The sequence below is a fragment of the Aliikangiella maris genome, from assembly GCF_040719265.1.
GTDB classification, from domain to species: Bacteria; Pseudomonadota; Gammaproteobacteria; order Enterobacterales; family Kangiellaceae; genus Aliikangiella; species Aliikangiella maris.
The window spans coordinates 126,580-150,318 of sequence record NZ_JBFDAH010000002.1 but is presented as its reverse complement, the minus strand read 5'-3'; the positions used below and the strand labels follow the sequence as shown (position 1 = coordinate 150,318).

The following is a 23,739-nucleotide window of genomic DNA, read 5'->3' as shown; positions in this document are numbered from 1 at the left end:
TGCAAGCTGAGTATCGACAAGCTACCTGTTAAAAACGATATTCAGCTTTCAGCAAAAACTCTCGTCCTCTCCCAGGTAATCCTTGTTCGAGTCCTGACTGTGCTGTGTAGTGCTGTGTTTTTTCATCAAACAGGTTGCTTAAATCAAAGGAAAGTAACATGTTGGAATTAACCTGCCACAGGGTAGTTAAGTCAGTTAACCAATAATCACTTAACTTAATTGCAGTCTGTCCATTATCTGCCAATCGGGAAGAAACTTTGCCCACATAGCGAGTGATACCAGAAAACTTCCAGGCATCCAAATCATACATTAAGGTGGCAGCCAAACGACTATCAGCAACCGGTTGAAACGAATCGAGCCGCTCAACTAATCGATCGCCAATAATATTTAGCTGGAATTTTTCATTCACTTGCCAGCGCCATTCAAACTCAATGCCCATATTACTGTCGCTACCTAAATTTTGAGGTTGAAAAGCCGTAATTCCTGGCACAATATCATCCACCCAAACAGGGACAACTACTTCTGAAAAGTGATTTTTAAATAATGTGATTTGACTACTCCAGTTGACCTTCTCGACCCCCCATATAAGCTCTGAGGTTGTCACATTTTCAGGACGCAGTGCGGGATTGGCAATTCCGCCTGAAGCAATTCCAGCCTTTGATTCAATAAAAGTTGGAGCACGAAAAGCTTCGCCTAAAAGCAACTTCCAGTAATGTTGATTAAACTGGTAAATCACCCCTCCTCTAAAACTTAAATTCGAGCTGAACTCTTCGTAATCATCCAGTCGTACACCGGCCGTTAATTGAACCTGATCATTAACATGCCAACTATCTTGCAGGTAAGCCCCCCATACTCGACGCGACTCCGGAGAAAACAAATCATACCTTTCACCATTGAGCCAAAATCCCTTTTGAATAAATTGTTCGGGAGGAGACGGGACATATTCGCCGGTTGTATATAAGCGCTGGGCATCCCAGTTTCCCTGAAATGGGTTACGACTGATAGATTCTTTGCGCACGCTAAAACCATAATTAATTAAATGCTGTTGATTCAACCATTCAACACCATCGATACCAATTCGATGTTGGCGAATTTCACGATAATTACCGCCCACTAACGCATCTAATGAACCATCAGTCCAATAAAGTCCACTAGCAGGGTCAATTGGTGGTTGAGGGTTCTCAGGAAATAATCCGGTTAAATAGTCTGATACCCCCCATTGGCTTTCGGCAAAAATATTCAACCGATTTTCTTTCTCATCAACTACGTCGTCCCACTCGAATGAATAAGCTAAACGTAACAGTTGGTTTTCTTTTAATTGTTTTTGCAAGCCATTTAGCTGCGCACCTTGGGAAACAAAATCTCGATACTCGCGCTCATTGCGCCGAAATAATAGCGAAGCTTTTTGATAGTCAATATTAAGCTGAATATCTTTGCGTAATGCTGGATCTTGCGTATCTTCTTTAACTCCCCAAAATTCGTAAAAGGCAGGAAAGTGATCGCCATTATCTGCATAGTATTCGCCAGCAAGTGCAACTTGCAGTTTTTTCCAATGAAAGTGCGTTTGAAAAGCAGCCCCTTTAGCAGATAAATTTCCCCCTTGAAGGGTCAATTTATTTTCTTCTTTATTAGTAATAATATTAACGACGCCCAAAAAAGCATTAGCGCCATATAACGTGGAGCCAGGTCCTCGAATCACCTCTACCCGTTGTGCATTAAATAATGAAATTTGACGCTCTTGCTCCATTGCACCACCTTCAACAGGTTCATTCAATCGAGCCCCATCAATGAGTACTAAAATATCTCGATTAGCACCATTATCTGCTCGCCGACCTCGAAAGCTGGCAGAAAATCCGCCACCACCATTTTCTGAGCGGTTCATTTGCACACCTGGAACTAATGCCAATAATTCTTCAAGTGTTTGCAATCCATATGATTGAATTTGCTCTGCGGTAAAGATAGTAACCGATGAAGCGGCCTGTCGAACTGGAGTGGGATGACGATTAGCAACACTAACCTTAATTTTTAACAACTCTTCCAAAGACAACCCGATTAGATCAGGAAAATGAGTCGACGCAACTGATAAGAAAGAATATCCAAACAGACATATTGCAATCAGAATTTGTAAAAAGCCGGATTTTATTGAGTTAATCTGCACAGTCAATTTTACATTTAGTTATGTTATGTGAGGCCAGTTCGGTAAAACGGCAGTTAGCATTAACAGCTACCCCTGAACACCAGCATTACCGCATCACTTATGAATTTTCAACAAAGCCTATGGCTAATCCCGCCAAGTACTGGAATCCCCTAATTAAATATAGATAAAAATAGCGCAGGCAGGTAAATTCAACGTATTTATTTTATTTTTCATAGTTTTAAGCTATAAAAAACAAATGACGATTGTTGATATGACTAGCAAGAAATGAATCTCATGCTAAAGAAATGATCTTTTAAAATCGGGCAAACACGAAAAAAAGCGCCTTCTTCAAAGAGAAAGCGCTTTTTTCAAGCAAAGCCAACAATGCTACAACTACAGCATTGTGAATATTAACGTTTCGAGAACTGAGGACGTTTACGAGCTTTATGCAGACCAACTTTCTTACGCTCAACTTCTCTCGCATCACGAGTCACGAAGCCAGCACGACGTAAAGTAGGACGCATTTCGCCATCATATTCCATCAGAGCACGAGTAATGCCTAAACGAATAGCACCAGCTTGACCAGTGTCACCACCACCTTTAACAGTGATGTAGGCATCAAATTTTTCAACCGTTTCAGTCAACTCAAGTGGCTGACGAACAACCATTCGAGAGGTCTCACGACCAAAATATTCATCTAAAGGCTTTTGGTTAACAATAACGTCGCCTTTACCTGGGCGAAGAAAAACTCGAGCAGTTGAGCTTTTACGACGACCTGTTCCATAATATTGAGTATCTGACATTATAATTCACCAATTAAATATTTAGTTCTTTAGGTTGTTGGGCTTGGTGCGTGTGCTCAGGACCAACAAAAATCTTTAATTTACGTAAGCAGGCACGTCCAAGTGGATTCTTTGGAATCATACCGCTAACCGCATTGTGTAAAATGCGCTCAGGTGCTTTTTGTCTTAACTTATCTAGCGTAATACCTTTGATTCCGCCAGGATAACCCGTATGGTGATAATAGGTTTTAACCGCTTCTTTATTACCAGTTACAGCAATTTTTTCAGCGTTAACTACAACAATATAGTCGCCGGTATCAACATGCGGGGTAAATTCTGCTTTATGCTTGCCACGTAAGCGACGAGCAATCTCTGTGGCTAAACGGCCAAGAGTTTTGCCAGAAGCATCAACCACGTACCAATCACGCTTGACAGTTTCTGGTTTTGCACTAAAAGTTCTCATTATTAGCTCCAATCAACGGCTTTGCTTATGCCTGCTAATTAATCATACAATTAAAAAAGAGCGCGAATTTTACAGAAATGAAGACTATGATACAAGTCTAATTTTACTTAAAAACGAAGAGGTGCTTCAAATTTAGCTTAAATGTTGGATATTTCTTCTAAAAATAACGGTCCAATTATAAAAATTTAAAAATAATGCTTTATTTCGCGCTATTTCTAAGTTAAAAAGCACTACAGTTAAGTGTAATACATCTATAATCAAGCTTTGATCCAGCTTTCACTTATCTGTTTACCATTTAATTTTAACTTTTCAGGAACTGTTATGGCTACTGCAAAAAAACCAAAAACCATCAAAGAACGATATACCAAAACTCAAATCCTAAACGAACTTGCCGAGTCAACTAACTTAAATAAAAAGGAAGTAGGCGCAGTATTAGACGGATTATCTGATTTGATTGAACGCCATATTGCAAAACGCGGTTGTGGAGAATTTGTATTGCCGGGCCTGATGAAAATCGTCACCGTTAAGAAAAAAGCCACAAAAGCGCGAAAAGGTATTAACCCATTTACTGGCGAAGAAACTGTTTTTAAAGCAAAACCAGCTTCTGTTCAGGTAAAAATTCGTCCATTAAAGAAAATGAAAGACATGGCATCTTAATTTCGCAATTTGCTCCATGCCTTGAGGCCTTTGATTTATAATCATATTAATTAAAGGCCCAAATCAGTCATACAAGCCAAGCTGAACGATTATTCAAATAAAGGTTTAGCATACACGCCAAAGCTTTCTAGCAGCGCATAGACATATGCTCAATAGTCAATAGAGTGAGACGTAGACATAGCGCAATAGAAAGTGCTCAAGCTGAAGTTTTATCGTCAAGACAACTTGCAACCAAGAAATCAATACAGAGAACGAAATTATGCCAGATGCTCTTTGGCTAAATATTCAGTTGACTGCATTTCCTGTAACCGACTTAAAGTCCGTTTAAATTCAAACGCTAACTGTTTACCTTGATACAACTCATCTAGTGGTACGGCCGCCGTCATCATCAGCTTTACATGGCGTTCATAAAACTCATCGACCAGACTAATAAACCTACGCGCGGCCGAATCGTCTTTGGCAGACATTTGCGGAATTTCACTGACAATCACAGTATTATAACAGCGAGATAATTCAATATAGTCATTGTGGCTTCGCGCCGTTTCGCATATCTCTTTAAAATTAAACCACACAACCCCCGCCGCGCAGCGAACTGTTTTAATCAAACGATGTTCGACTTCAATTTCAGAGCCGACTGGCATTTCTTCAGTTGCCAGCAAATTAAAGCTGCTATGCAGATTGGCAAACGCCTGTTGATCGTGAGGGTAGTGAAAAATATCAGCCTGTTCGAGCGTACGCAGTCGATAATCAATACCGCTGTCAATATTAACAACCATTGTAAATTGCTCAATAAGTTTGATTGCCGGTAAAAATCGATCGCGTTGTAAGCCATTCCAGTATAAACGCTCTGGCGGAATATTGCTGGTAGCAACTAAAGTAACACCACGATTAAACAATGCTTGAAACAAGCCACCCAGTAACATGGCATCGGTGATGTCACTGACAAAAAATTCATCAAAACAAATAACCTGTGTTTTTGTCGCTATGTCGTCGGCAATAACCAGCAGCGGATCGCGTTGTCCTTTATGTTGATTTAACTGCTCATGTAGCTGATGCATAAAGCGATGAAAATGCAATCGCATTTTATTTTCAACTGGTAGCTGGTCGTAAAACATATCCATTAAATAAGTTTTACCACGACCAACCCCACCCCAAAAATATAAGCCTTTTTCTGGGGTTTTAGTTTTACGAAATTGCGCACTGATTTGCTGCCAGATTCCACGCTTTTGCATGCGACTCACTAATCGAAAATACAAATCATCCAGTAACATGACAGCATGTGCCTGGGCATCATCGGGCGTATAATTGCCTGAAGCCATATCTTGTTGATATTTTTCTAATGGGGTCATGGATTTAGCTAGTCGTTATGGATTTATCGAAGTGTCATGCATTAAAACGATTACGGCCAATTAGATAACATGTGGTTTCACCAGGTTTTCAACAATTTCTCTTAACTCAACCAAACGACCATGAAAGAAATGGCTGGCATCGTTCATTGGTGTCAACCCAGGCGGAGTAGCAAACGAATTAACCCAAGTTTCTACACTTGCATAATCAACGAGTTCATCGGCTGTACCCATGATTACCTGCCAATCACAGTCAGGTTGTTGGAATGTTGAAAAATCGAATCGCATAACCGGTGGCGCAACGCTTAATAAAAAGGCAGGGGCAAGCTGATGAGCCGCTAAAGCAGACACAAACGATCCAAAAGAAAAACCACTGAGTAAAAGTTGAGCGTCGGGATATTGGGTTTGCATCCAATTGACAGCCGCTTGAAGATCAGACTGCTCGCCAACACCTTCATCATATTCGCCTTCACTTTGCCCAACTCCCCGAAAGTTAAAGCGTAAACTGGGAATGCCAAATCCGGCAAAGCTGCGTGAAACGGTATGAATAACTTTGTTAGTCATACTGCCACCATGCAATGAGTGGGGGTGACAGTTAACCGAAATATAATCACTTCTTAAATTGGTTTCAGCAGTGTCTAAAACGCCCTGTATATTTCCTGCTGGCCCATTAAAATTTACAGCCTGTGATAAAACTCGCATTACACTATTTGCCTGTCAGTTTTTTTGCCTGTGTCGCCACCCATAACGAAAAATCATTCAAATGAGGCGCAGAATAATTTCTTTATGAGCGCTTAATTGGGCGGCTATTTTCTCATTATTAGCCTACAAGAACCACCCTTATCTCAGAATCAATTTAAATGACGTATATTGCTAATAATCTCCAAGCAACTATAGCTATTTAAGTACCTATTATCAGCAATGGATATTCGGTCAATTTGTTGCAATTAACCCACTGAAACTGCACAATATCGGGCAAAATAATGAAACTGAAATGCGGTCTGCCGCACGTCCAACAAAATCAACAAGCAGGTATAAGGATCATCTTATGGAAACTAAAGCCGCCGTCGCCTTTGAAGCAGGCAAACCATTAAGCATTGAAACGGTTCGATTATCAGAGCCTCGGGCCGGAGAATGTCTGGTGGAAATTAAGGCTACTGGTGTCTGCCATACTGATGAATTCACTTTATCTGGTGCAGATCCTGAAGGCATCTTTCCTGCAATACTCGGTCATGAAGGTGCTGGAATTGTGCGCGAAGTCGGTGCTGGCGTGACGTCATTAAAGCCAGGTGATCATGTCATTCCGCTCTATACGCCAGAATGCCGACAATGCGAATACTGCTTATCTGGCAAAACCAATTTATGCCAGGCAATTCGTGTTACCCAAGGACAAGGACTCATGCCAGATGGCACAAGTCGTTTTTCAATCAATGGTGAAAAAGTGTATCACTACATGGGCACCTCAACTTTTTCAAACTTTACCGTTGTTCCCGAAATCGCTTTGGCGAAAATTCATCCTGACGCGCCATTCGATAAAGTTTGTTACATCGGTTGTGGCGTAACCACAGGTATTGGAGCGGTCATTAATACAGCGAGAGTCAAACCAGGTGATAACGTTATCGTATTTGGCCTTGGTGGTATTGGATTAAACGTGATTCAAGGGGCGCGCATGGTTGGCGCCAATATGATCGTGGGTGTTGATACCAATCCTGACAAACAGGCAATTGCTGAAAAGTTTGGTATGACTCACTTTGTCAATCCGAAAGAAGTCGAAGGTGACTTGGTTCCTTACTTAGTTGATTTAACTAAGGGCGGCGCCGATCACTCATTTGAATGTATCGGGAATGTTGATGTTATGCGTGATGCACTAGAGTGTTGTCACAAGGGTTGGGGAGAAAGCACGATTATTGGCGTTGCCGGTGCGGGCAAAGAAATATCAACTCGTCCCTTTCAATTAGTAACCGGGCGAGTCTGGCGGGGTTCAGCATTTGGTGGAGCAAAAGGCAGAACCGATGTCCCTAAAATTGTTGAGTGGTACATGCAGGGAAAAATTAATATTGACGACTTAATTACTCACACCATGCCGCTTTCTGATATTAATAAAGCATTTGACTTAATGCACTCTGGAGAAAGTATTCGAAGTGTTGTTATCTTTGATTAACCTTGATCAGGCTTTATCTTTTAACTAACCGGAAATTAAATTGCAAATGAATTGGCAAACCATCAGTGAACAAAAATCTTTTGGTGGCACTCAAGGGGTTTATCGGCACAATGCCAGCACAACCCGCTGCGAAATGGAGCTTAGTGTTTATGTGCCACACACCCAAGGTGCAGAAGGCGATAGTACATCTAAGCAACTCCCGGTACTTTACTATTTATCGGGACTGACCTGTACCCAAGAAAATGTCACAACGAAAGCAGGCTTTCAACAATTTGCCAATGAGTTTGGTTTTATCGTCGTTTGCCCTGATACCAGCCCAAGAGGGAGTGAGCTACCTGGTGAACATGACAGTTATGATTTTGGCAGTGGTGCCGGATTTTATGTTAACGCAACCCAACCCCCTTGGTCTGCTCAATATCAGATGTACGACTATATTGTTAAAGAATTACCACCGTTAATTGAACAACACTTTCCAGTTGATCATAAACGCTGTGGTATTTTTGGCCACTCAATGGGTGGGCATGGCGCTTTAACAATTGGTTTAAGAAACCCCGAACAATATCAATCAATCTCTGCATTTTCACCAATTGTCGCACCAATGCAATGCCCGTGGGGACAAAAGGCGTTTAGTGGTTACTTAGGAAGTGAACAGACAAGCTGGCAGCAATATGACGCCACTGCGCTAATTAATAATGGACACCGTAGTTCTCATGCCATTTTAATTGATCAGGGAGGCAGTGATAATTTTTTAGCTGAGCAATTGAAGCCCGAATTATTTACTCAAGCTTGTGAGGAAAAAAATCAACCGGTAACCTTAAGAGTTCATCCCGGCTATGATCATAGTTACTACTTTATCAGTAGTTTTATGAGAGATCACTTTGTTCACCATGCGGCCAATTTAAATACTAAAAATTAAATATTAAACCCAATCAATATTTGGCCAACCGCAAACGCTATTTGTTGTTACTGACAATAAAATCAATGCGCATTATCAAATAACAAAGAAGAATAATGCGCATAAATAAAACTAACTTAAACAAACTTGATAATATTAATCGTAAGTCAATTCAGGCAATACAAAGTCTGTCTTTTTGAACATCCCTAAATATCCCCAATACATGTCGGTTCCTGTCACACCAAACAGAGAAAAATTTTGCTTTCCATTCATTAATGCGTAAACTACCTCACCTTCGACAGCAACAATTCGAAAACTGCGTTGACGCCAAACACTACACTCTAAATCATCAGGCAAACATCCTGTTTTAGCTCTATTTTCATAGGTATTTTCGGCAACGCTACTGGCTAAATATTCGGCCGTTAAACCTAAACCAGAACTGTCGGGCTGCCATTTAAAATAACTCAGATCGGCACCCAACAATGGTATTCTCTGCCACTCACTGCCGGGATATTGAGTTTCCTGTTGGCCAAGACCATTATTTTGAAAAGAATAGGCGCTCCCTTGCTGATAATCACGATTACCTAAAACTTCATAGCGTCCTTCAATACTACCAAGAGACAGCTGTTTATCTACATTCATCATGAGTCCTGCAAATAAGCGGCGATTTCCTTCGTTATCAGTTTCTAATGCGCTAAATCTCACCGCAGAACGATCTTTTCCGATCGGAAAATATTCCACTTGAGTGCTATTATCCGTAGTTAATACTAATTCGCCTGAATCTTTCTGATTCCACTGACCACTATATTGGTTATATTCAATATAACTTGTTCCGTCTGTATTTAAACCGACTATTGAGGCACTCATTGAGTAACCATCTGATGAATTAACCTTGCCTATTCGTAATGCCACTCGACCATTTTGAATAATTTCATCTATTGAAAAATTTTCTTTGGGTAATGTCACTAACTGTGCTTGCGACCATTCATAGTCATCAAGTCCCATGCAGGGCATTTCGAAACTTTCACCAGCAGTATTATCTCCAGAATACTTTACAATAAACTGAACAATACTTTCACCGGTATAAACCGGAATAATTTCGATATGAGTTAATGTTAAATAGGTATTGTAATAACCATCACAAGCGGCAACATACTCTAAGTTCTCTGGCAACAATATATCAGATTGTGCACTAGTACTAATTCTCAAATGATTATTCTCACTTAACTCCCAATTTAATAAATGATCCACTTCAATCGTGCGATGATAATTTAACTGAGCGGAAAGTACTGATAACTCAGTCGTTAGACGCAACGTTCCATTGGCATTTTTTTCATAAACAATTGGTGAAATATTACCGTCGGCGTAAATATCATTTTTTGCATATAAGTGTTGTCGTCCATTTGACCAGGCATACTCGCGATCAACTGCCAGCCACTCAAGCAATAAATTAATTGTTGGCTCATGTTCAGTATCAGATTGACTAAAGCTAAACGCCTCAATTTTTGAAGCATTGTGCAGCAAGCTTGGCAAAGTGTTAATTCCTTCAGGTAATCCCACATTACCATCAATATATTGTTGAATCATCGAAGCCAAAAACATCATTAACTTGCCATCGACAGACTCTCTCAAGCTTTCCATTAAAGTATCGGTCATTGAGTCTGTTGGTTGCTTGTTCAAATTCATCAGCGCAGTGGTCGCCGTTGAAATAGCAGAAAGTTCAAGCAATGGATAATCAGCCACACTAATTTGATTGTCGTTATCTTTGAGCGCAAGTAGTTTTTTTGCTGAACCAACATGTGACAAATAATATAAGCGCTCTCCAGCTTTAGCGGCTCTTAAACTGACAAAACTCTGTAAATTATCAATGGTTACATTTAGCGAATAATATCCTTGTGCATCTGTTACCCCATCAGATGTAACGGTTTTTTCAGAGTCAACATTATCGGCATACACACTAATCTGACCAACCAAAGGATTTAAACGTCCTTTTAATACCAAATCGATTGCACTGACATTCACAGTGACGTGGGCTTTTTCTCCCACATCATAACCATCAAATAATCGGTATTCAAAAGTCAGTTCACCACTTTGCAATGGCTCAAATAATACTTTTCCTTCTACTACTTCAATCGTTGCCACTCCCTGCAATGCCTCGATAGATGATGGCTCAATTTGAATTGTCAAGTCATGCATTTCACTATCATTGTCATTGGCTAAAACATCAATCAATAACGACTCATTTAAGTTCATCGTTGCGCTATCATTTTGTGCCACTGGCAGTTGATTATTTGCAACAGTCACAGTAACGGTAGCCGATTCACTAGTCGCGGTACCGTCAGAAACTTGATAAGTAAAAGTAACTTTACCAGCAACATCAACGGCCTGATAAACAATCTGACCATTTTCAATAGTTGCCGTACCAACTGATGGCTGAGTAATACTGGCAATTGACAAGCTATCACCATCAGCATCAGAGTCATTGGCGATCACATCAATCGTCACACTACCTTGAAATGCAACATTGGCAGAGTCATTAACAGCAGTAGGCGTTTCATTACCGGAGGGCGCTGGATTGCTACCGCCACTGCCACATGCAAGTAGAAAAACCAGTGATAAAACAGCAATCCCAGAATTGATAGAGCATTTTATTAATTTCATTATATTGTTCTCTTATACGAAATTGAAAACAGAATTTGCGACAGCTTTGTCATAACGTCCACTATCATAAATTAACCTGATAACCCAGCAAATTTGCTCGATTAGCATTTGATTCTCAAAATAGTGGAAAACTACCCCAAATATCTCCAAGAGATATTACAGGATATTTGATAGGAAACAAATACATGAATTGTCTATATTGGTAAGCTTTTGTAGGATTTTAACAACGTATGTTCGGTACTATTACTATTTAATTTATCGTAAACAACCGCAAGCGCAAAGACATCAACAATCTAAGTTACCAGACAAAAACAGCTACATCATATTTTTTAAAGCCAGGCGAATCAGCGTTGCGGCTGGTAACGAGTCATCGTCGAGCCGACTGATAGCTTTACTGGCTTCCGCGGGCTTATAACCTAATGCCACTAAGCCACTGATTGCTTCTTGAATATTCGCCTGCCCGCCAGCAGTAAAACTATCTGGTGTCGAAGTTGCAACAGAGCGATTATCTTGTGGAACTTGCCAGTCTTTTAACCGATCTTTCATTTCAATAATCAATCTTTCGGCAGTCTTTTTGCCAACACCTGGAATTTTTACCAATGTACTAGCTTCTTCCTGATGAATATGATGCACAAACTCAACCACATTCATGGCCGATAAAATGGCCAATGCAAGCTTGGGTCCCACACCATTTACTTTAATCAATTCACGAAACAACTTACGCTCTTCCATACTGAAAAAAGCAAATAAGGTATGCGCATTTTCACTAATTGCCAAATGTGTGTGCAATACGACGGAATGATTAGAATCTTCCGGTAAATGATAAAATGTATTCATAGGTGCCTGACACTCATAACCTACGCCGTTTACATCAATCAGCAAATACGGTGGCTGTTTTTCTAAAATGATTCCGGTTAATCGACCTATCATATCTTTCGCTTAATTTAACAATAAAATAAATGGATAAAATGATTGAAGAAAATATTAGCGTAATCGCCCACGTACAACGCGGGTTGCTCCCGCCTTAAACAAAGCATTTTGCAAAGCATGTCCATGACAAATTGCCACGGCTAAACCATCAGCAGCATCCGATTGAGGCGTTGCATTTAAGCCTAATAAATTGACGACCATGTGTTGCACTTGAGACTTATCAGCCGCCCCTTTCCCAACAACCGACTGTTTAATTTGGCGAGCAGAGTATTCGGCAACCACAAGCGCATGTTGTGCCATAGCAACCATTGCGGCTCCCCTCGCCTGCCCCAATTTTAACGCCGAGTCCGCATTTTTCGCCAGAAAAACCTGCTCAATAGCGGCTTCATCGGGTTTGTAATGCTGGATTACCTGAGCAATACCATCAAATATCTGGTTAAGCCTATCCGACAATATCCCCTCTTTGACCCGTATACAACCGCTGGCAACATACTCCAGTGACTTTCCCTTAATACGGATTACGCCAAAACCAGTTACTCTCGAACCGGGATCTATACCTAAAATAATTGACATATCAGTATGTTACTTATTTACCTTTATTTTGGAAATCATTATAACCGTTGACGATCAATTAAGCTGACCGAGGCCACTAGTAATCCCAGAATCATGTTTGTTGTGTAGCGTCTGCTAATCATAACATATTCCTTTAAAAAGCGACTGATACATCGATGAAACAAGCTGTGACACTCTGCTTAAGTCATACACAACAATTAAAAATTAATTAACAGTGATAAATAAAGACCAACGTTCGCCAGAGTGATGGCGTCTAATGATTTAATCAATCAAGTAAAGACGGAACTAATTGGTTTTACCGGAGAATTACAACAGCAATTGCATGGACATAAATATCGGTAATTAGAAGGTAACTCGATACCACGCTTTTGACCAATTGAGTGCATAGCTTTTTGAATATAAGCCCCATAAACGTGTCCTTGTTTATCAACCACCTGCCAATCTTCGACTTGTGTGAGTGAAAATTGCATTGTGCCAACATAAAAGGCTTCATTAACTTCTGGTGAATTAACAATTAAAACCGTTAAACTATTTTGCTCAATTTTTACAACGTGAGCAACAATTCGATCTATCGTCTGAGTATCATTAATTACAGCTATTTTGACTAGTGCACTTTCCGGATACTTTTTAAAATACTGACGAAACTGCGCCAATGTTAGCTGCGCATGATTGGTCGCATTTTTTAGTAACACTACGTCAGGATCATGATTAACAGAGTGCAACGGCTTATCTGCTGAAAGTTTTGTTTTAACAAGTTTAGTTGTAGCACGACTTGCTATTGAACAAAAATTCAGTGAGCAATCAGTTGATGAATGGCATTTTAGCGGTATTAATTGGAGCAGCAACCAAAGATTTCCAATTACCAATAAAATGATCAATGTTTCTAAAATCAAATTATCGGTTCCTTGTTGTTGTAATGAATTAAACTCTAGCTTATTAGTTAACAGTTTAAACCAAAAACCATATTCTTCAAATGGTTTTGAATTTTTTTTTTAGGAAGAGATTGAAAATTACAATATAAGATTTTGTGAAATTAGTATTTCGAATTTTAACTTAGTAAAATACTCAACTATTTAAGTTAAAAAAATCGACATAAAACATATAGAAATTCACCAAAAGCTATCAACTTTCTAATTATTTAATCATGTTTCAATTATTTAATAACCAATTTTTTCACCAAATGATTGAAAGAAACTAACCAATACTTTAAAAAATAATTTCTTCTGACCTGCTTTCTTGACTTTTTAAAAAGATTGAATTTAAAGCCATATGAAAGAAATTAATCAATCAGCAGGTCTTTTTAGTTTTACTTTATGCTAAATAAGAGAGCACTAATGAAGCAGCGAATGATTTTTAATATCAAGCAAGTTTTAAAGCACGCCTTATCAATAGGACTGTCCACTAGTTTATTTTTGATAACCATTCATGCAAGCGCCACTGAAAATTCAAAAGCGAGCATTGATCGGCTAAAAATTTCGCCGCAATTATGGGTGTTTCGTGTTAACACTGCAAAAGGAAACACCAACACTCTTGTCTATCATGATAAATCAGATACGCTACTAATTGATCCAAATTTTAATCACACGACCGCATTAATCAAAGCACAGTTAGATGAGTTGAATGCAAGCAATGTAACCCATATCAGCATCTCTCATTTGCATCGCGATCATACCGAACAGCTGGCTGATTTTATTCAACCAGCAACACAATTGTTTTTATCAGCTGAACAATATGCAGACCTCAAAACAGAGACTGAGATGCTGAAAAATACTCAGCTTGTCTCACGGCAAACGACATTAAAAATCAATAACAATCTTATTCAATTGATTAAACTGCCTTATTTAAAGGGTCATACAACTGGTGATTTAGTTTTTTATTTCAGTGCGGAGCAAGCACTTTATGTTGGGGATTATCTATTTACTCATGGCTACCCGATAATTGATAAAAATATAGGCGATATTAATGGGTACTTTAACAATCTTGACTATATGACAGCTCAGTTTCCAGCCGACACCTTAGTCATTCCCGGGCATTCATCTATATCCCCCCAACCCGCAGAAACTTTCACGATGAGTCAATTTAAACAGCGAATATCACTGCTCAAACAATCGGTGTGCTATATCAATCAAGCGAAAACGAAAGGCTTGTCACTTTCCAGCATTCAACAACAGGGCTTGCCCCAAAAATTCAGTGCCCTTAATCAAGATGCGGTATTTGTCAAAGAAAATAAGTGGATTGCGAATGTTTATCAGCAAACCATTAAAATTTGTGAAAACTTTGAATAGTTCATGAAACATTTAGCGGCATAAGCTGCATTTAAATCATAGAGCACATTCTAATCATGGTGCATATTCTAATCATGGTACATATTCTAATCATAGTGCCCAATAACAGACTCAAATCATCACGCACCTGAATCTTGCAAGATTCAGGTGTTTTTTTTTATTAACTTGTTATTACACTTGCGAACGCGTTTTAAAGCGTGCAACTAGCGCTTTTAAATTGACAGCCACTTCATTGATGAGCTGACTGTTTTTAGCAGAATCGGAAGCTGCATCATTGGTTACTTCAGAAATATCTTTCACGCGCATAATACTTTGATTGATTTGTTCAGCAACTGCTTGCTGCTCGGCAGCAGCGAGCGCAATTTGTTCGGTCATCCGACTAATCTGCCCAACTGAACGAGAAATTTTTTGCAAAGCATCACCAGCATTTCTCGCATTCTCTACCGTTTCATTACTTTTTTCATTGCCACTAGTCATGGCATTAACTGACAAAGATGCTGAAGACTGCAAGTTACTAATCATTAGTCGGATTTCTTCTGTTGACTCTTGGGTTTTACTGGCTAAAGATCGCACTTCATCAGCCACAACGGCAAACCCTCGACCACTTTCACCGGCCCGAGCCGCTTCAATGGCAGCATTGAGTGCCAGTAAATTAGTTTGATCGGCAATTCCCTGAATTACATCAAGTACCGAACCAATACCTTCAACACTTGCTTGCAATTCATTAATTGAACTTGAGGCACTCGATAACTCAGAAGCCAACTCGCTGATTGACCCGATGGTCTTTTCAACAATTTGAAAACCCGCTTTAGAGTCAATGTCAGCACTGGTGGTTGAGCGCGCGGTTTCTTCTACCGACTGTGCAACATCTCTGACTGTAGCTGACATTTTTTCAGTCGCACTGGCAACTTGTCCAATTTCAACATTTTGTTGGTTCATCGTATCGCTTGTTTTCGCAGCCGATTGATTATTACTTTCAGCAGTAGCAACAAGTTCATTTGTCGCGTTGATAACTTTTAAAACCAGAGCATTGGTATTTTGAATCATCTTATTAATGTGCAAAGCAATAATACTCATTTCATCTTTAGAGTTGATATCAACATTAACGGTAAGATCGCCTTCTGCAACCTGATTTACCGCATAACGAATTTGAGAAATAGTGGTATGAATATTTCGATAAAAACATAAAAATAAATAGACAGCACTACCGACCAATAATAGTGATGAAATAATATTCATCCAAACTTCAACGACCACTTGCTTTTCTCTTGCTTCCAATGCAAGGGTTAGTGCTTTGGCCGTTTGTATTGACAGTGATTCAGCAGCTTGCAACACACTTTCTCCCAAAAGAAAGAAAGTATTCTGTTGAATACTCATTATTTCAGGGATAAGCAAGTCTTGCTCGGTACGCTGTAGAAATTGCTGTGTTATCTGGTCAACTTGTGCCACTGATTGAGCAACGAGGTTATTACCACTAAATTCATCAAGCGCCGCTTGCATCGTATGCATTAAATCCAGATGAGCCGCTTTTAATTGTGCGACATAATTCGACAATTGAATAAAGGAATCTTGGGTAAACTTACCTTGGGCACTTACGCTGCTACCCACACTTTGTACCTGACCCACCTTATTAGTCAATTCTGTCAAATCATAAATATAAGCCCGAATTAAAAATGCCGTATATGAAGCGCTATCCGTCAATAAAGGACTTTGCTCTAACACCAGTTTCATTAATGTTGTCACTTGTATGATAACTTGATCTAACGCTTTGCCATCTCTTATTCTGGCTTGGTCGGATGTGCTATTAAACTGCTCCCAACTATTTAATAATGTCGTAAATTGTGACGAAATCACACGTGCCGATTTCTTTTGTCGACTATCAAACCACCCAGATTGCTGTAACAGGCGGATTTGCTGTACGATCTCGGTACGTAGTCGAGTAATTTCGCTTTGCCGATTTTGACCACTGCGCTGCAAGCTTTCAATAGAACGTAAATTGACCAGCTTAACCAGTAACGTTTTTAATCCGGTAATATGGTCTAAGCTTTGCTTTTCAGCACGAATGGTATCAATTGCGTTGAGATGTTTAGAAAGCGTATAGTTGGTAATATAACCAACCGGAAATAAATACAGTACAAAAATAAAAATAAACTTTTTAGCCAGACTAATTCGATTAAATAATGCCAGTCCTGGCTTGAGTAATGTTGACAACATTCCGGCCCAACCACCCAATTTTTCTTTCGTATTTTAAAATTTGAGTATAGTCAAAAGCCGCGATTATGCTAAACCGTGCTCGCTTTAAAATCTCAATTTATTGATAAAAATCAAGGCTATTAGAATTAATAGCCGATAGTGGTTATAAGTTTAAAATATATAACTGAAATAGATAATACCGCCAGTAACACAGTTTTTACTGTCTCAATTGCTCATAATATCAATCGGTTTAATGCTCAACCTTATCGATTATTTTATTTAAGCCAACAGGTCATCCAATAGTTGACCCTGCCTGATTTGAGTCATCCAATCTGGCACGGTCACTTCTACCAATTGGATAACTATTGACTGGGCGCAGTCAGGTTGATTCCTGTGGCAGTTCCAATCGCACTCCACAATACATTCACAACGGCATTCCAAACTTTCTCAACCGTTACCATGACCAATCCGCGCAGTGTTTTTGCAAAGTTAAGCGCCATATCTTCCAGTGAGTCCAGAAAAAAGTCTTTCAGGTCATCATCAATTTCACCAGCGGCAATACCTTTGGCAATCAGTTCAGCCTGTTTTGCCAAAGCTTTTACCTGGCGCTCTGAAAAACCACGCAACACGGTAACATCTTGATTAATTACCCCCGAAGCAGCCTGTTTAATATCAATAATAAGTTGATTTACATCAAGCGACATATTTGTTCTCCTGTAATTTTAGCGCTCTAAAAATGCTTCATAAGTTAAGGCTTGATCCATTGAAATAATGAACGCATTTTTAAAAATCGCTACCACACTTTTACCTAACCCTCTTGTCTGGTCAGTCTGTTTCATTTTGGTTAAATTTTTCGATATTTCTTTGAGCGCCGTAGCACTGGGAATCTCGCTAGAGGTCACCGTTGCTATCCCGCGAGAGGTCAAATAATTATTTACTTTATCAATAACTTTACTATCAGGTACCGGACGAGCATTAGACTGAAGAGCCAGTGCATCTATCCGCCCAATGAGTGAATTGTAAGTTGACTCGCGCTGTTTGAAATCGCTCGATGAAGTGCCATCGGCAACCTGTGCCACGAGCGTTAAGATATCATTATTACTTTGAGTAATGCCATCATAAAGCGACTTGTCATAGTTAGGTGCTAATTGAATTGCGCAACCAGAAATTAAAAAAAGCACATAAAAAAATAGTAGTGGGAATCGAGCAGTACGACTTATCATCATTCATTTCTCCTTATTTATATTGTTATCGACTGTCTAGCTAATTAACAAATAATTGTTCAACTACGTTTTAATTCTAAGACAGATTGAATGCAAATTATTTGAATTTTTCATTTTATTTTAAAACGCTCGTTACTTTACACTTTTTATTATTAAAACAGTGAGGCTAACACCTTTTTCGTCTCAAACGATAACCATCAGCTAAATCTTCAATGGTATACCCTTGTGCTTCAATTTTTACTCTTAAATTATCGGCTAATGACCAATCTCCCGATAATCGAGCCGTATTTCGTTCCTTTGCAAGTTGTATTAATACTGCAGGAATATTCGACTCATTACTGCTTGATTGATTTGAGTCAATCGTCATTGAATTTTCGTTAGCATTAATGTTTGATGATACACTGAGTGATAATCCAAGTAACTGTTCGGCATAATTTAGATTAGCTTGTATCGTAGATTTTGGCATCTCACTTTGTACCATTTGCCAAATCAATGCGAGCGCTTGTGGTGTATTTAAATCATCATTGACTCGAAGCAAAAATTCTCGTTGAAACATTTTGTCAACCTCACCTGGCACAAGAGTTTCAGAGAAAAAAGCGCGCAAGCGATTTAGTGCTTTACTCGCAGCCAGTAATGACTCCCAAGTAAAATTCAATCGACTCCGATAATGGGCCGTTAAGGTTAAATAGCGATAAGCCAGCGGTTCAAATCCGCGTTCGATTAATTCACTGAGCAATAACGACCGGCCTGACTTGGCAACGCGCTGATTATCAATTTGCAAAAAATAACCATGCATCCAAAAGTTAGCCATATTAGTAGAAACACAAGCTTGCGACTGGGCAATTTCATTTGCATGATGTACCGCAATATGATCTTCACCGCCTAAATGAATATCAAACCGATCACCTAAATATTTTTTGGCCATCGCAGAACATTCAATATGCCATCCAGGGAAGCCTAACCCCCAAGGGCTTTCCCAATTCATTTGTCGTGGCGTGTCTAAAGTAAACTTCCATAAAGCAAAATCTGTAATGTTCCTTTTATCTTTCATTTCAACCCGCACGCCAGCTTTTAATCCATCGATATTCAGTCGAGCAAGATACCCGTAATCATCCAAGCGAGCCGTATCAAAATAAATACCATCAGCAGTACGATAGGTAAATCCCTTTTGTTCCAAAACCCGAATATAGTCAATTTGCTCCTGAATATGCTCTGTTGCTCGACAAATAGTCGTTGGCGCTTGAATATTTAACAGCTTTAAATCATCAAAAATTTTAACCAATCATTAATACAATTTCACAACACCATAAATTCATATTCAATAATTTAAAAATCTTGTTTTTAAAACGTAATTCTAAAATAAAACTAAGACTTTACACCAAATTTATAAGTATTTAATTGTTTATCAAAAGTTGATGTAAATATTTTTAACATTTAAATTCATCAGTCAAAAAACTGCTTATAAAACAATTTCATTGACTCTAAAACCTTCAAAATTATTACATCATATTTTACTTCCATCATATGATTAATTTGCTATTTTTTATTTTTATGAACACGTCAATATATCTCTTTTTGAAAAAAGCGAGAATTTTCACAGTGCATTCTTTGCTGCAATCACTATGATAGATTCCGCGATTAACCTGTTCAGTTATTTTATTTGCTTTATGCATTGGTCCTTTTTGCATTAAGAAAATAAAGCTTTTACTGAATGTTGGATTTCGCAATTCAAACAACTCTCGCGGAGAACAATAATGAAAACACGAAATAAACTAAGACTACTAACTACGATGGTACTAGGCACCTGTATGATGCCCGCATTTGCCGATTTGCCCAAATTGGCCGATACGTTTGAGCAATACGCACTGGAAAAAGAAGTCACTAATATTTATCGTGCCTACTTTCCTAGTAAAGATATTGCTCGAAAAACCACAATTACTTTTCATTCACAACTGCACGAAACCAATTGGGAAGATGGTTATTTAATTTTGGAGTTAAGCAGTGAAGAAATTGAAAAGATCAAAACCTTTGGATATAAAATTCAACCCGCCACCGAATTTATTCAACGCCGAAACAGCCGTTTGGATAAACTACAGCAGCAGTTTCAACACGCATTAAACAGTGATGCGACAACGCAAGCAATTCCTAACTATCCTTGTTATGAAACGGTCGAGGAAACATTTAGTTCGGCAGATAGCATCGTCGCTAATCACAGTAACCTGGCAAAATTTGTTGATGTGGGTAACTCATGGCGCAAAACTCAAAACCTTGGCGGTTACGATATTAAAGTTTTGCAATTAACCAATCAATCGACCAGTGGTGAAAAACCTATTTTATTTGTTAACTCAGCCATTCACGCTCGTGAATATACCACTGCACCACTATCACTGGCTTTTGCTAACTGGCTGGTTGATGGATATGGTAGTAATGCTGACGCAACCTGGTTACTCGATCACCATGAAATTCATTTAATGCTACACACCAATCCTGATGGCCGAAAAAAAGCAGAAAGCGGGCTGTCCTGGCGAAAAAATACCAATCAGAACTATTGCGGCTCAACTTCAAACTCTCGAGGTGCCGATCTAAACCGAAACTTTACTTTTGCTTGGAATATTACCAACGGACAAGGTTCAAGCGGCAACCAATGTTCAGACACATATCGCGGACCATCGGCAGGCTCTGAGCCAGAAATTCAAGCCATGCAAAGTTATGTTCGCTCAATATTCCCCGATCGACGTGGCCCTGGCCAAAATGACGCGGCTCCCAGTGATACCAGCGGTATACATATCGATATTCACAGTTATAGTGAACTGGTGCTTTGGCCTTGGGGACATACGAATCAGCAGGCACCCAATGGCACACAGTTACAAACTCTCGGACGAAAGTTTGCCTATTTCAATGGCTATACACCACAGCAATCAATTGGTTTATACCCTACCGACGGTACCAGTGACGATGTTAGTTACGGTGAGTTAGGGGTTGCGGCTTATACATTTGAGTTAGGCACCAGTTTTTTCCAAAGTTGTTCAACTTACCAAAATACCATTTTGCCCGATAACCTTGAGGCATTGGTATATGCCGCTAAAGTTGCCCGTCTACCTTATATCACCCCAGGCGGCCCTGATATTACCAGCGTAAAAATCAACAACACGGCAGATATTGTTTACTTACCTCAAGGTGAGAGTGCTACTTTAACCGCTTCGACAACCGACACTCGATTCAATTCATCCAATGGAACTGAATCCACTCAAAATATTACGGCTGCTGAATATTATGTTGATACTCCACCTTGGCAATCTGGCGCAACCGCACTGCCTTTAAGTGCTCAGGATGGTAGCTTTAACAATAAAACTGAATCAGTAACTGGTAGCATTAATACCGATAACCTTGCTTACGGTCGCCATATTATTTATGTGCGAGCAAAAGATGCCAACAATACCTGGGGCGCAGTATCTGCCATTTTTGTTGAAATTACCGATACAGTTGAGCCAACCGAGAATGAATTACTGAATGGCCAAACCCGATCGAACTTAAGCGGTGCCAGAGATGACGAAGACTATTACTTCATGGAAGTTCCCGCCGGTGCAACCTCACTGAAATTTGTGATGAGTGGGGGCAGTGGTGATGCCGATATGTATGTTAAATATGGCAGCAAACCAACAACCTCTGATTGGGAATGTCGTCCTTATAAAGGTGGCAACGATGAAACTTGTGATATTACCAATATTCAAGCAGGGGCTTATCATGTATTAGTTCGCGGTTATAGTGCCTATAGCAATGCTTCATTAACAGGTACTTTTACCACTTCGACTCCAACTGATGGGTTTGAAAATACCAATAACGTTGATATTCCCGATAATAACCCGACTGGCGCAGTCAGTGAAATTGAAGTCACGCGTTCTGGTAGTTCAGGAACAGTCATGGTTGAACTTGAGGTTATCCACACTTACATTGGCGATTTAGTGATTGATTTAATTGCACCTGACAATAGCGTTTACAACTTACATGATCGTACGGGAGGTAGTGCTGATAATATCAATCAAACTTATAATGTGAATGTTGGCTTTACTAATTCAAATGGAACCTGGAAGCTAAAGGTCACTGATCAGGCAAATCGTGATGTTGGTTATATTGATCGAGTTAAATTATTTTTTGATAATAAAAGTAAATAACGAAAACAGGTAAGTTAGCCCAATTTACTCATAAAGAGGCTGATAGTTTCAGCCTCTTTTCCCTTTAAATATCACATGCTTTTTTTATGGCTTCGCCAGACAAAAATTCCCGGTTCACCCGCCATTAACTTCTGTAAATTTGATAAAGCTCATGTGCTAATATTCCAAGCTCCAACCCTCCAACATTTGAGAGCAATATGACAACAACGCCCTCTTCAGGATAACGTTTGATAAAAGAAGAAAAACCTTCAATTCCTCCGCTATGCGCATGAGTAGTTGGGTTTTGACGAGTCATCCAGCCAAAACCATAGCCATTAATGGCGGGTTTAAAAATTTCAGCCTTACTCGCTTCGCTAAGTAAAGCGTTGCTATAAAAAGAGCGCTCCCATCGATGCAAATCATCAACACTGGAAATCAATGCACCAGCCGAATAAGGTATTGTCATACTGATACGACGTGGCTTTTTTCCATTTTGCATATAACCAACAGCTTGATCGGCAGCAACAATATCCGAGGGCCCATATCCAGAGTGATACATACTCAATGGATTAAAAATCAGTTGCTCCATCGCCTGCGCGTAAGTTGTGCCATATACCGTTTCAATTAATAACCCCAACAGGCTATAGCCTGAATTACTGTAAGCAAACTGGCTGCCAGGCGTAAACTCCAGTGGTAAATCTTTAAAGTGTCCAACCAAAACCTCTGGTGTCATATCAGTATTGACATTTTCATAAATCGCAGGAATCTTGTCATAGTTTGGAATTCCTGCAGTATGATTTAATAAATGTCGAGCAGTTATTACGTCCCCATTGGGATAATCTGCCAAGTATGTACCGATAGGCTCATCAATATCGAGTAATTGCCTTTCATGTAAAATCATAATGGCGGCAGCCGTTAATTGTTTAGTTAATGAAGCAATACGATAAACGGTTTCAGTTTTGTTCTTAATATTTTTTTCACGATTTAACAACCCAAAACCGCCTTCAAAGATAACAACACCATCTTTTGCTATTAGAACGCTACCAGAATAACATTCATTTTTTAATTTTTTAGTATAGTCATTATCACTTATTTGTGAGACTGGCACACAGCGCTCAACAATATTTTTAACTTGACTGCTACCACATCCTAAAAGAAAAGCAGTTAATATAGTCGCTATCAAACTGCTTAAGCTGAGTTTATTAAGCAAAATTTTACTCCTTATTAAATTGATAAAATTGCTGGTCGTCGCATCACTACACCATAAATAATTCATCGGTCA

19 protein-coding genes are annotated in these 23,739 nt (G+C 39.3%); 5 read left to right on the top strand and 14 right to left on the bottom strand.

All coding sequences use genetic code 11. From position 1 onward, the window contains the following. Positions 1-28: 28 nt before the first annotated feature. From ABVT42_RS02665 to rplM, 3 genes are all read right to left on the bottom strand, one after another. On the bottom strand, positions 29-2,158 hold the full coding sequence (locus ABVT42_RS02665) for a TonB-dependent receptor plug domain-containing protein (RefSeq protein ID WP_353873559.1): 2,130 nt from the start codon (positions 2,156-2,158) through the stop codon (positions 29-31). A gap of 389 nt (positions 2,159-2,547) precedes the next feature. Further along, the gene (rpsI, locus tag ABVT42_RS02660) at positions 2,548-2,940 is read right to left on the bottom strand and encodes a 30S ribosomal protein S9 (protein WP_353873558.1); all 393 of its coding nucleotides are present in this window, start codon (positions 2,938-2,940) and stop codon (positions 2,548-2,550) included. A gap of 13 nt (positions 2,941-2,953) precedes the next feature. Beyond that, positions 2,954-3,382 carry a 50S ribosomal protein L13 gene (gene rplM, locus ABVT42_RS02655; RefSeq protein WP_353873557.1) on the bottom strand — a complete coding sequence of 143 codons (429 nt, stop codon included), beginning with the start codon at positions 3,380-3,382 and terminating at the stop codon, positions 2,954-2,956. Between the two features lie 321 nt (positions 3,383-3,703). Between rplM and ABVT42_RS02650 the strand changes: the two genes are divergently transcribed. Next, positions 3,704-4,039 (top strand): HU family DNA-binding protein, encoded by a 336-nt coding sequence (locus ABVT42_RS02650; protein WP_353873556.1) that lies wholly within the window; start codon positions 3,704-3,706, stop codon positions 4,037-4,039. 257 nt (positions 4,040-4,296) lie between these two features. Here the strand turns inward: ABVT42_RS02650 and zapE are convergent, their stop codons facing one another. Continuing rightward, the gene (gene zapE / locus ABVT42_RS02645; RefSeq protein ID WP_353873555.1) at positions 4,297-5,388 is read right to left on the bottom strand and encodes a cell division protein ZapE; all 1,092 of its coding nucleotides are present in this window, start codon (positions 5,386-5,388) and stop codon (positions 4,297-4,299) included. A gap of 60 nt (positions 5,389-5,448) precedes the next feature. Continuing rightward, complete coding sequence (locus ABVT42_RS02640) at positions 5,449-6,087, bottom strand: alpha/beta hydrolase (protein ID WP_353873554.1); 639 nt, start codon at positions 6,085-6,087, stop codon at positions 5,449-5,451. A gap of 346 nt (positions 6,088-6,433) precedes the next feature. On the opposite strand from ABVT42_RS02640, the gene ABVT42_RS02635 reads away from it, so the two are divergent. Further along, positions 6,434-7,546, top strand: coding sequence for an S-(hydroxymethyl)glutathione dehydrogenase/class III alcohol dehydrogenase (locus ABVT42_RS02635; protein WP_353873553.1), 1,113 nt, complete (start codon positions 6,434-6,436; stop codon positions 7,544-7,546). Positions 7,547-7,592: 46 nt separating this feature from the next. Further along, positions 7,593-8,462, top strand: a complete 870-nt coding sequence (fghA, locus tag ABVT42_RS02630; protein ID WP_353873552.1) for an S-formylglutathione hydrolase — start codon at positions 7,593-7,595, stop codon at positions 8,460-8,462. A 135-nt stretch (positions 8,463-8,597) separates the two neighbouring features. On the opposite strand, the gene ABVT42_RS02625 is transcribed toward fghA, so the two are convergent. The 4 genes from ABVT42_RS02625 to ABVT42_RS02610 form a co-directional block, all read right to left on the bottom strand. Further along, the gene (locus ABVT42_RS02625) at positions 8,598-11,102 is read right to left on the bottom strand and encodes a cadherin-like domain-containing protein (protein WP_353873551.1); all 2,505 of its coding nucleotides are present in this window, start codon (positions 11,100-11,102) and stop codon (positions 8,598-8,600) included. 315 nt (positions 11,103-11,417) lie between these two features. Beyond that, the gene (gene ruvA / locus ABVT42_RS02620) at positions 11,418-12,032 is read right to left on the bottom strand and encodes a Holliday junction branch migration protein RuvA (RefSeq protein WP_353873550.1); all 615 of its coding nucleotides are present in this window, start codon (positions 12,030-12,032) and stop codon (positions 11,418-11,420) included. Between the two features lie 54 nt (positions 12,033-12,086). Then, positions 12,087-12,605 (bottom strand): crossover junction endodeoxyribonuclease RuvC, encoded by a 519-nt coding sequence (gene ruvC, locus ABVT42_RS02615; protein WP_353873549.1) that lies wholly within the window; start codon positions 12,603-12,605, stop codon positions 12,087-12,089. A 269-nt stretch (positions 12,606-12,874) separates the two neighbouring features. Continuing rightward, positions 12,875-13,327 (bottom strand): DUF2314 domain-containing protein, encoded by a 453-nt coding sequence (locus tag ABVT42_RS02610; protein WP_353873548.1) that lies wholly within the window; start codon positions 13,325-13,327, stop codon positions 12,875-12,877. A gap of 612 nt (positions 13,328-13,939) precedes the next feature. Here ABVT42_RS02610 and ABVT42_RS02605 point away from each other — a divergent pair. After that, the gene (locus ABVT42_RS02605; protein WP_353873547.1) at positions 13,940-14,890 is read left to right on the top strand and encodes an MBL fold metallo-hydrolase; all 951 of its coding nucleotides are present in this window, start codon (positions 13,940-13,942) and stop codon (positions 14,888-14,890) included. A 171-nt stretch (positions 14,891-15,061) separates the two neighbouring features. On the opposite strand, the gene ABVT42_RS02600 is transcribed toward ABVT42_RS02605, so the two are convergent. The 4 genes from ABVT42_RS02600 to ABVT42_RS02585 form a co-directional block, all read right to left on the bottom strand. Next, on the bottom strand, positions 15,062-17,122 hold the full coding sequence (locus tag ABVT42_RS02600; RefSeq protein ID WP_353873546.1) for a methyl-accepting chemotaxis protein: 2,061 nt from the start codon (positions 17,120-17,122) through the stop codon (positions 15,062-15,064). A 323-nt stretch (positions 17,123-17,445) separates the two neighbouring features. After that, positions 17,446-17,787: a hypothetical protein gene (locus ABVT42_RS02595; RefSeq protein ID WP_353873545.1), complete on the bottom strand. Its 342-nt coding sequence runs from the start codon at positions 17,785-17,787 to the stop codon at positions 17,446-17,448. An 18-nt stretch (positions 17,788-17,805) separates the two neighbouring features. Then, complete coding sequence (locus ABVT42_RS02590; protein ID WP_353873544.1) at positions 17,806-18,309, bottom strand: hypothetical protein; 504 nt, start codon at positions 18,307-18,309, stop codon at positions 17,806-17,808. Between the two features lie 163 nt (positions 18,310-18,472). Beyond that, positions 18,473-19,588 carry a cysteine--tRNA ligase gene (locus tag ABVT42_RS02585; RefSeq protein WP_353873543.1) on the bottom strand — a complete coding sequence of 372 codons (1,116 nt, stop codon included), beginning with the start codon at positions 19,586-19,588 and terminating at the stop codon, positions 18,473-18,475. 472 nt (positions 19,589-20,060) lie between these two features. On the opposite strand from ABVT42_RS02585, the gene ABVT42_RS02580 reads away from it, so the two are divergent. After that, positions 20,061-22,478, top strand: coding sequence for a M14 family zinc carboxypeptidase (locus tag ABVT42_RS02580; protein WP_353873542.1), 2,418 nt, complete (start codon positions 20,061-20,063; stop codon positions 22,476-22,478). Positions 22,479-22,602: 124 nt separating this feature from the next. Here ABVT42_RS02580 and ABVT42_RS02575 read toward each other — a convergent pair whose 3' ends face one another. Next, complete coding sequence (locus ABVT42_RS02575; RefSeq protein WP_353873541.1) at positions 22,603-23,667, bottom strand: serine hydrolase domain-containing protein; 1,065 nt, start codon at positions 23,665-23,667, stop codon at positions 22,603-22,605. Positions 23,668-23,739 lie beyond the last annotated feature (72 nt).

What these genes read in the sequence shown, in the direction of transcription:
- rpsI (WP_353873558.1), bottom strand. Translation starts at nt 2,940, where the DNA reads ATGTCAGATACTCAATATTATGGAACAGGTCGTCGTAAAAGCTCAACT.
- rplM (WP_353873557.1), bottom strand. Translation starts at nt 3,382, where the DNA reads ATGAGAACTTTTAGTGCAAAACCAGAAACTGTCAAGCGTGATTGGTAC.
- ABVT42_RS02650 (WP_353873556.1), top strand. Translation starts at nt 3,704, where the DNA reads ATGGCTACTGCAAAAAAACCAAAAACCATCAAAGAACGATATACCAAA.
- zapE (WP_353873555.1), bottom strand. Translation starts at nt 5,388, where the DNA reads ATGACCCCATTAGAAAAATATCAACAAGATATGGCTTCAGGCAATTAT.
- ABVT42_RS02640 (WP_353873554.1), bottom strand. Translation starts at nt 6,087, where the DNA reads ATGCGAGTTTTATCACAGGCTGTAAATTTTAATGGGCCAGCAGGAAAT.
- ABVT42_RS02635 (WP_353873553.1), top strand. Translation starts at nt 6,434, where the DNA reads ATGGAAACTAAAGCCGCCGTCGCCTTTGAAGCAGGCAAACCATTAAGC.
- fghA (WP_353873552.1), top strand. Translation starts at nt 7,593, where the DNA reads ATGAATTGGCAAACCATCAGTGAACAAAAATCTTTTGGTGGCACTCAA.
- ABVT42_RS02625 (WP_353873551.1), bottom strand. Translation starts at nt 11,102, where the DNA reads ATGAAATTAATAAAATGCTCTATCAATTCTGGGATTGCTGTTTTATCA.
- ruvA (WP_353873550.1), bottom strand. Translation starts at nt 12,032, where the DNA reads ATGATAGGTCGATTAACCGGAATCATTTTAGAAAAACAGCCACCGTAT.
- ruvC (WP_353873549.1), bottom strand. Translation starts at nt 12,605, where the DNA reads ATGTCAATTATTTTAGGTATAGATCCCGGTTCGAGAGTAACTGGTTTT.
- ABVT42_RS02605 (WP_353873547.1), top strand. Translation starts at nt 13,940, where the DNA reads ATGAAGCAGCGAATGATTTTTAATATCAAGCAAGTTTTAAAGCACGCC.
- ABVT42_RS02595 (WP_353873545.1), bottom strand. Translation starts at nt 17,787, where the DNA reads ATGTCGCTTGATGTAAATCAACTTATTATTGATATTAAACAGGCTGCT.
- ABVT42_RS02590 (WP_353873544.1), bottom strand. Translation starts at nt 18,309, where the DNA reads ATGATGATAAGTCGTACTGCTCGATTCCCACTACTATTTTTTTATGTG.
- ABVT42_RS02580 (WP_353873542.1), top strand. Translation starts at nt 20,061, where the DNA reads ATGAAAACACGAAATAAACTAAGACTACTAACTACGATGGTACTAGGC.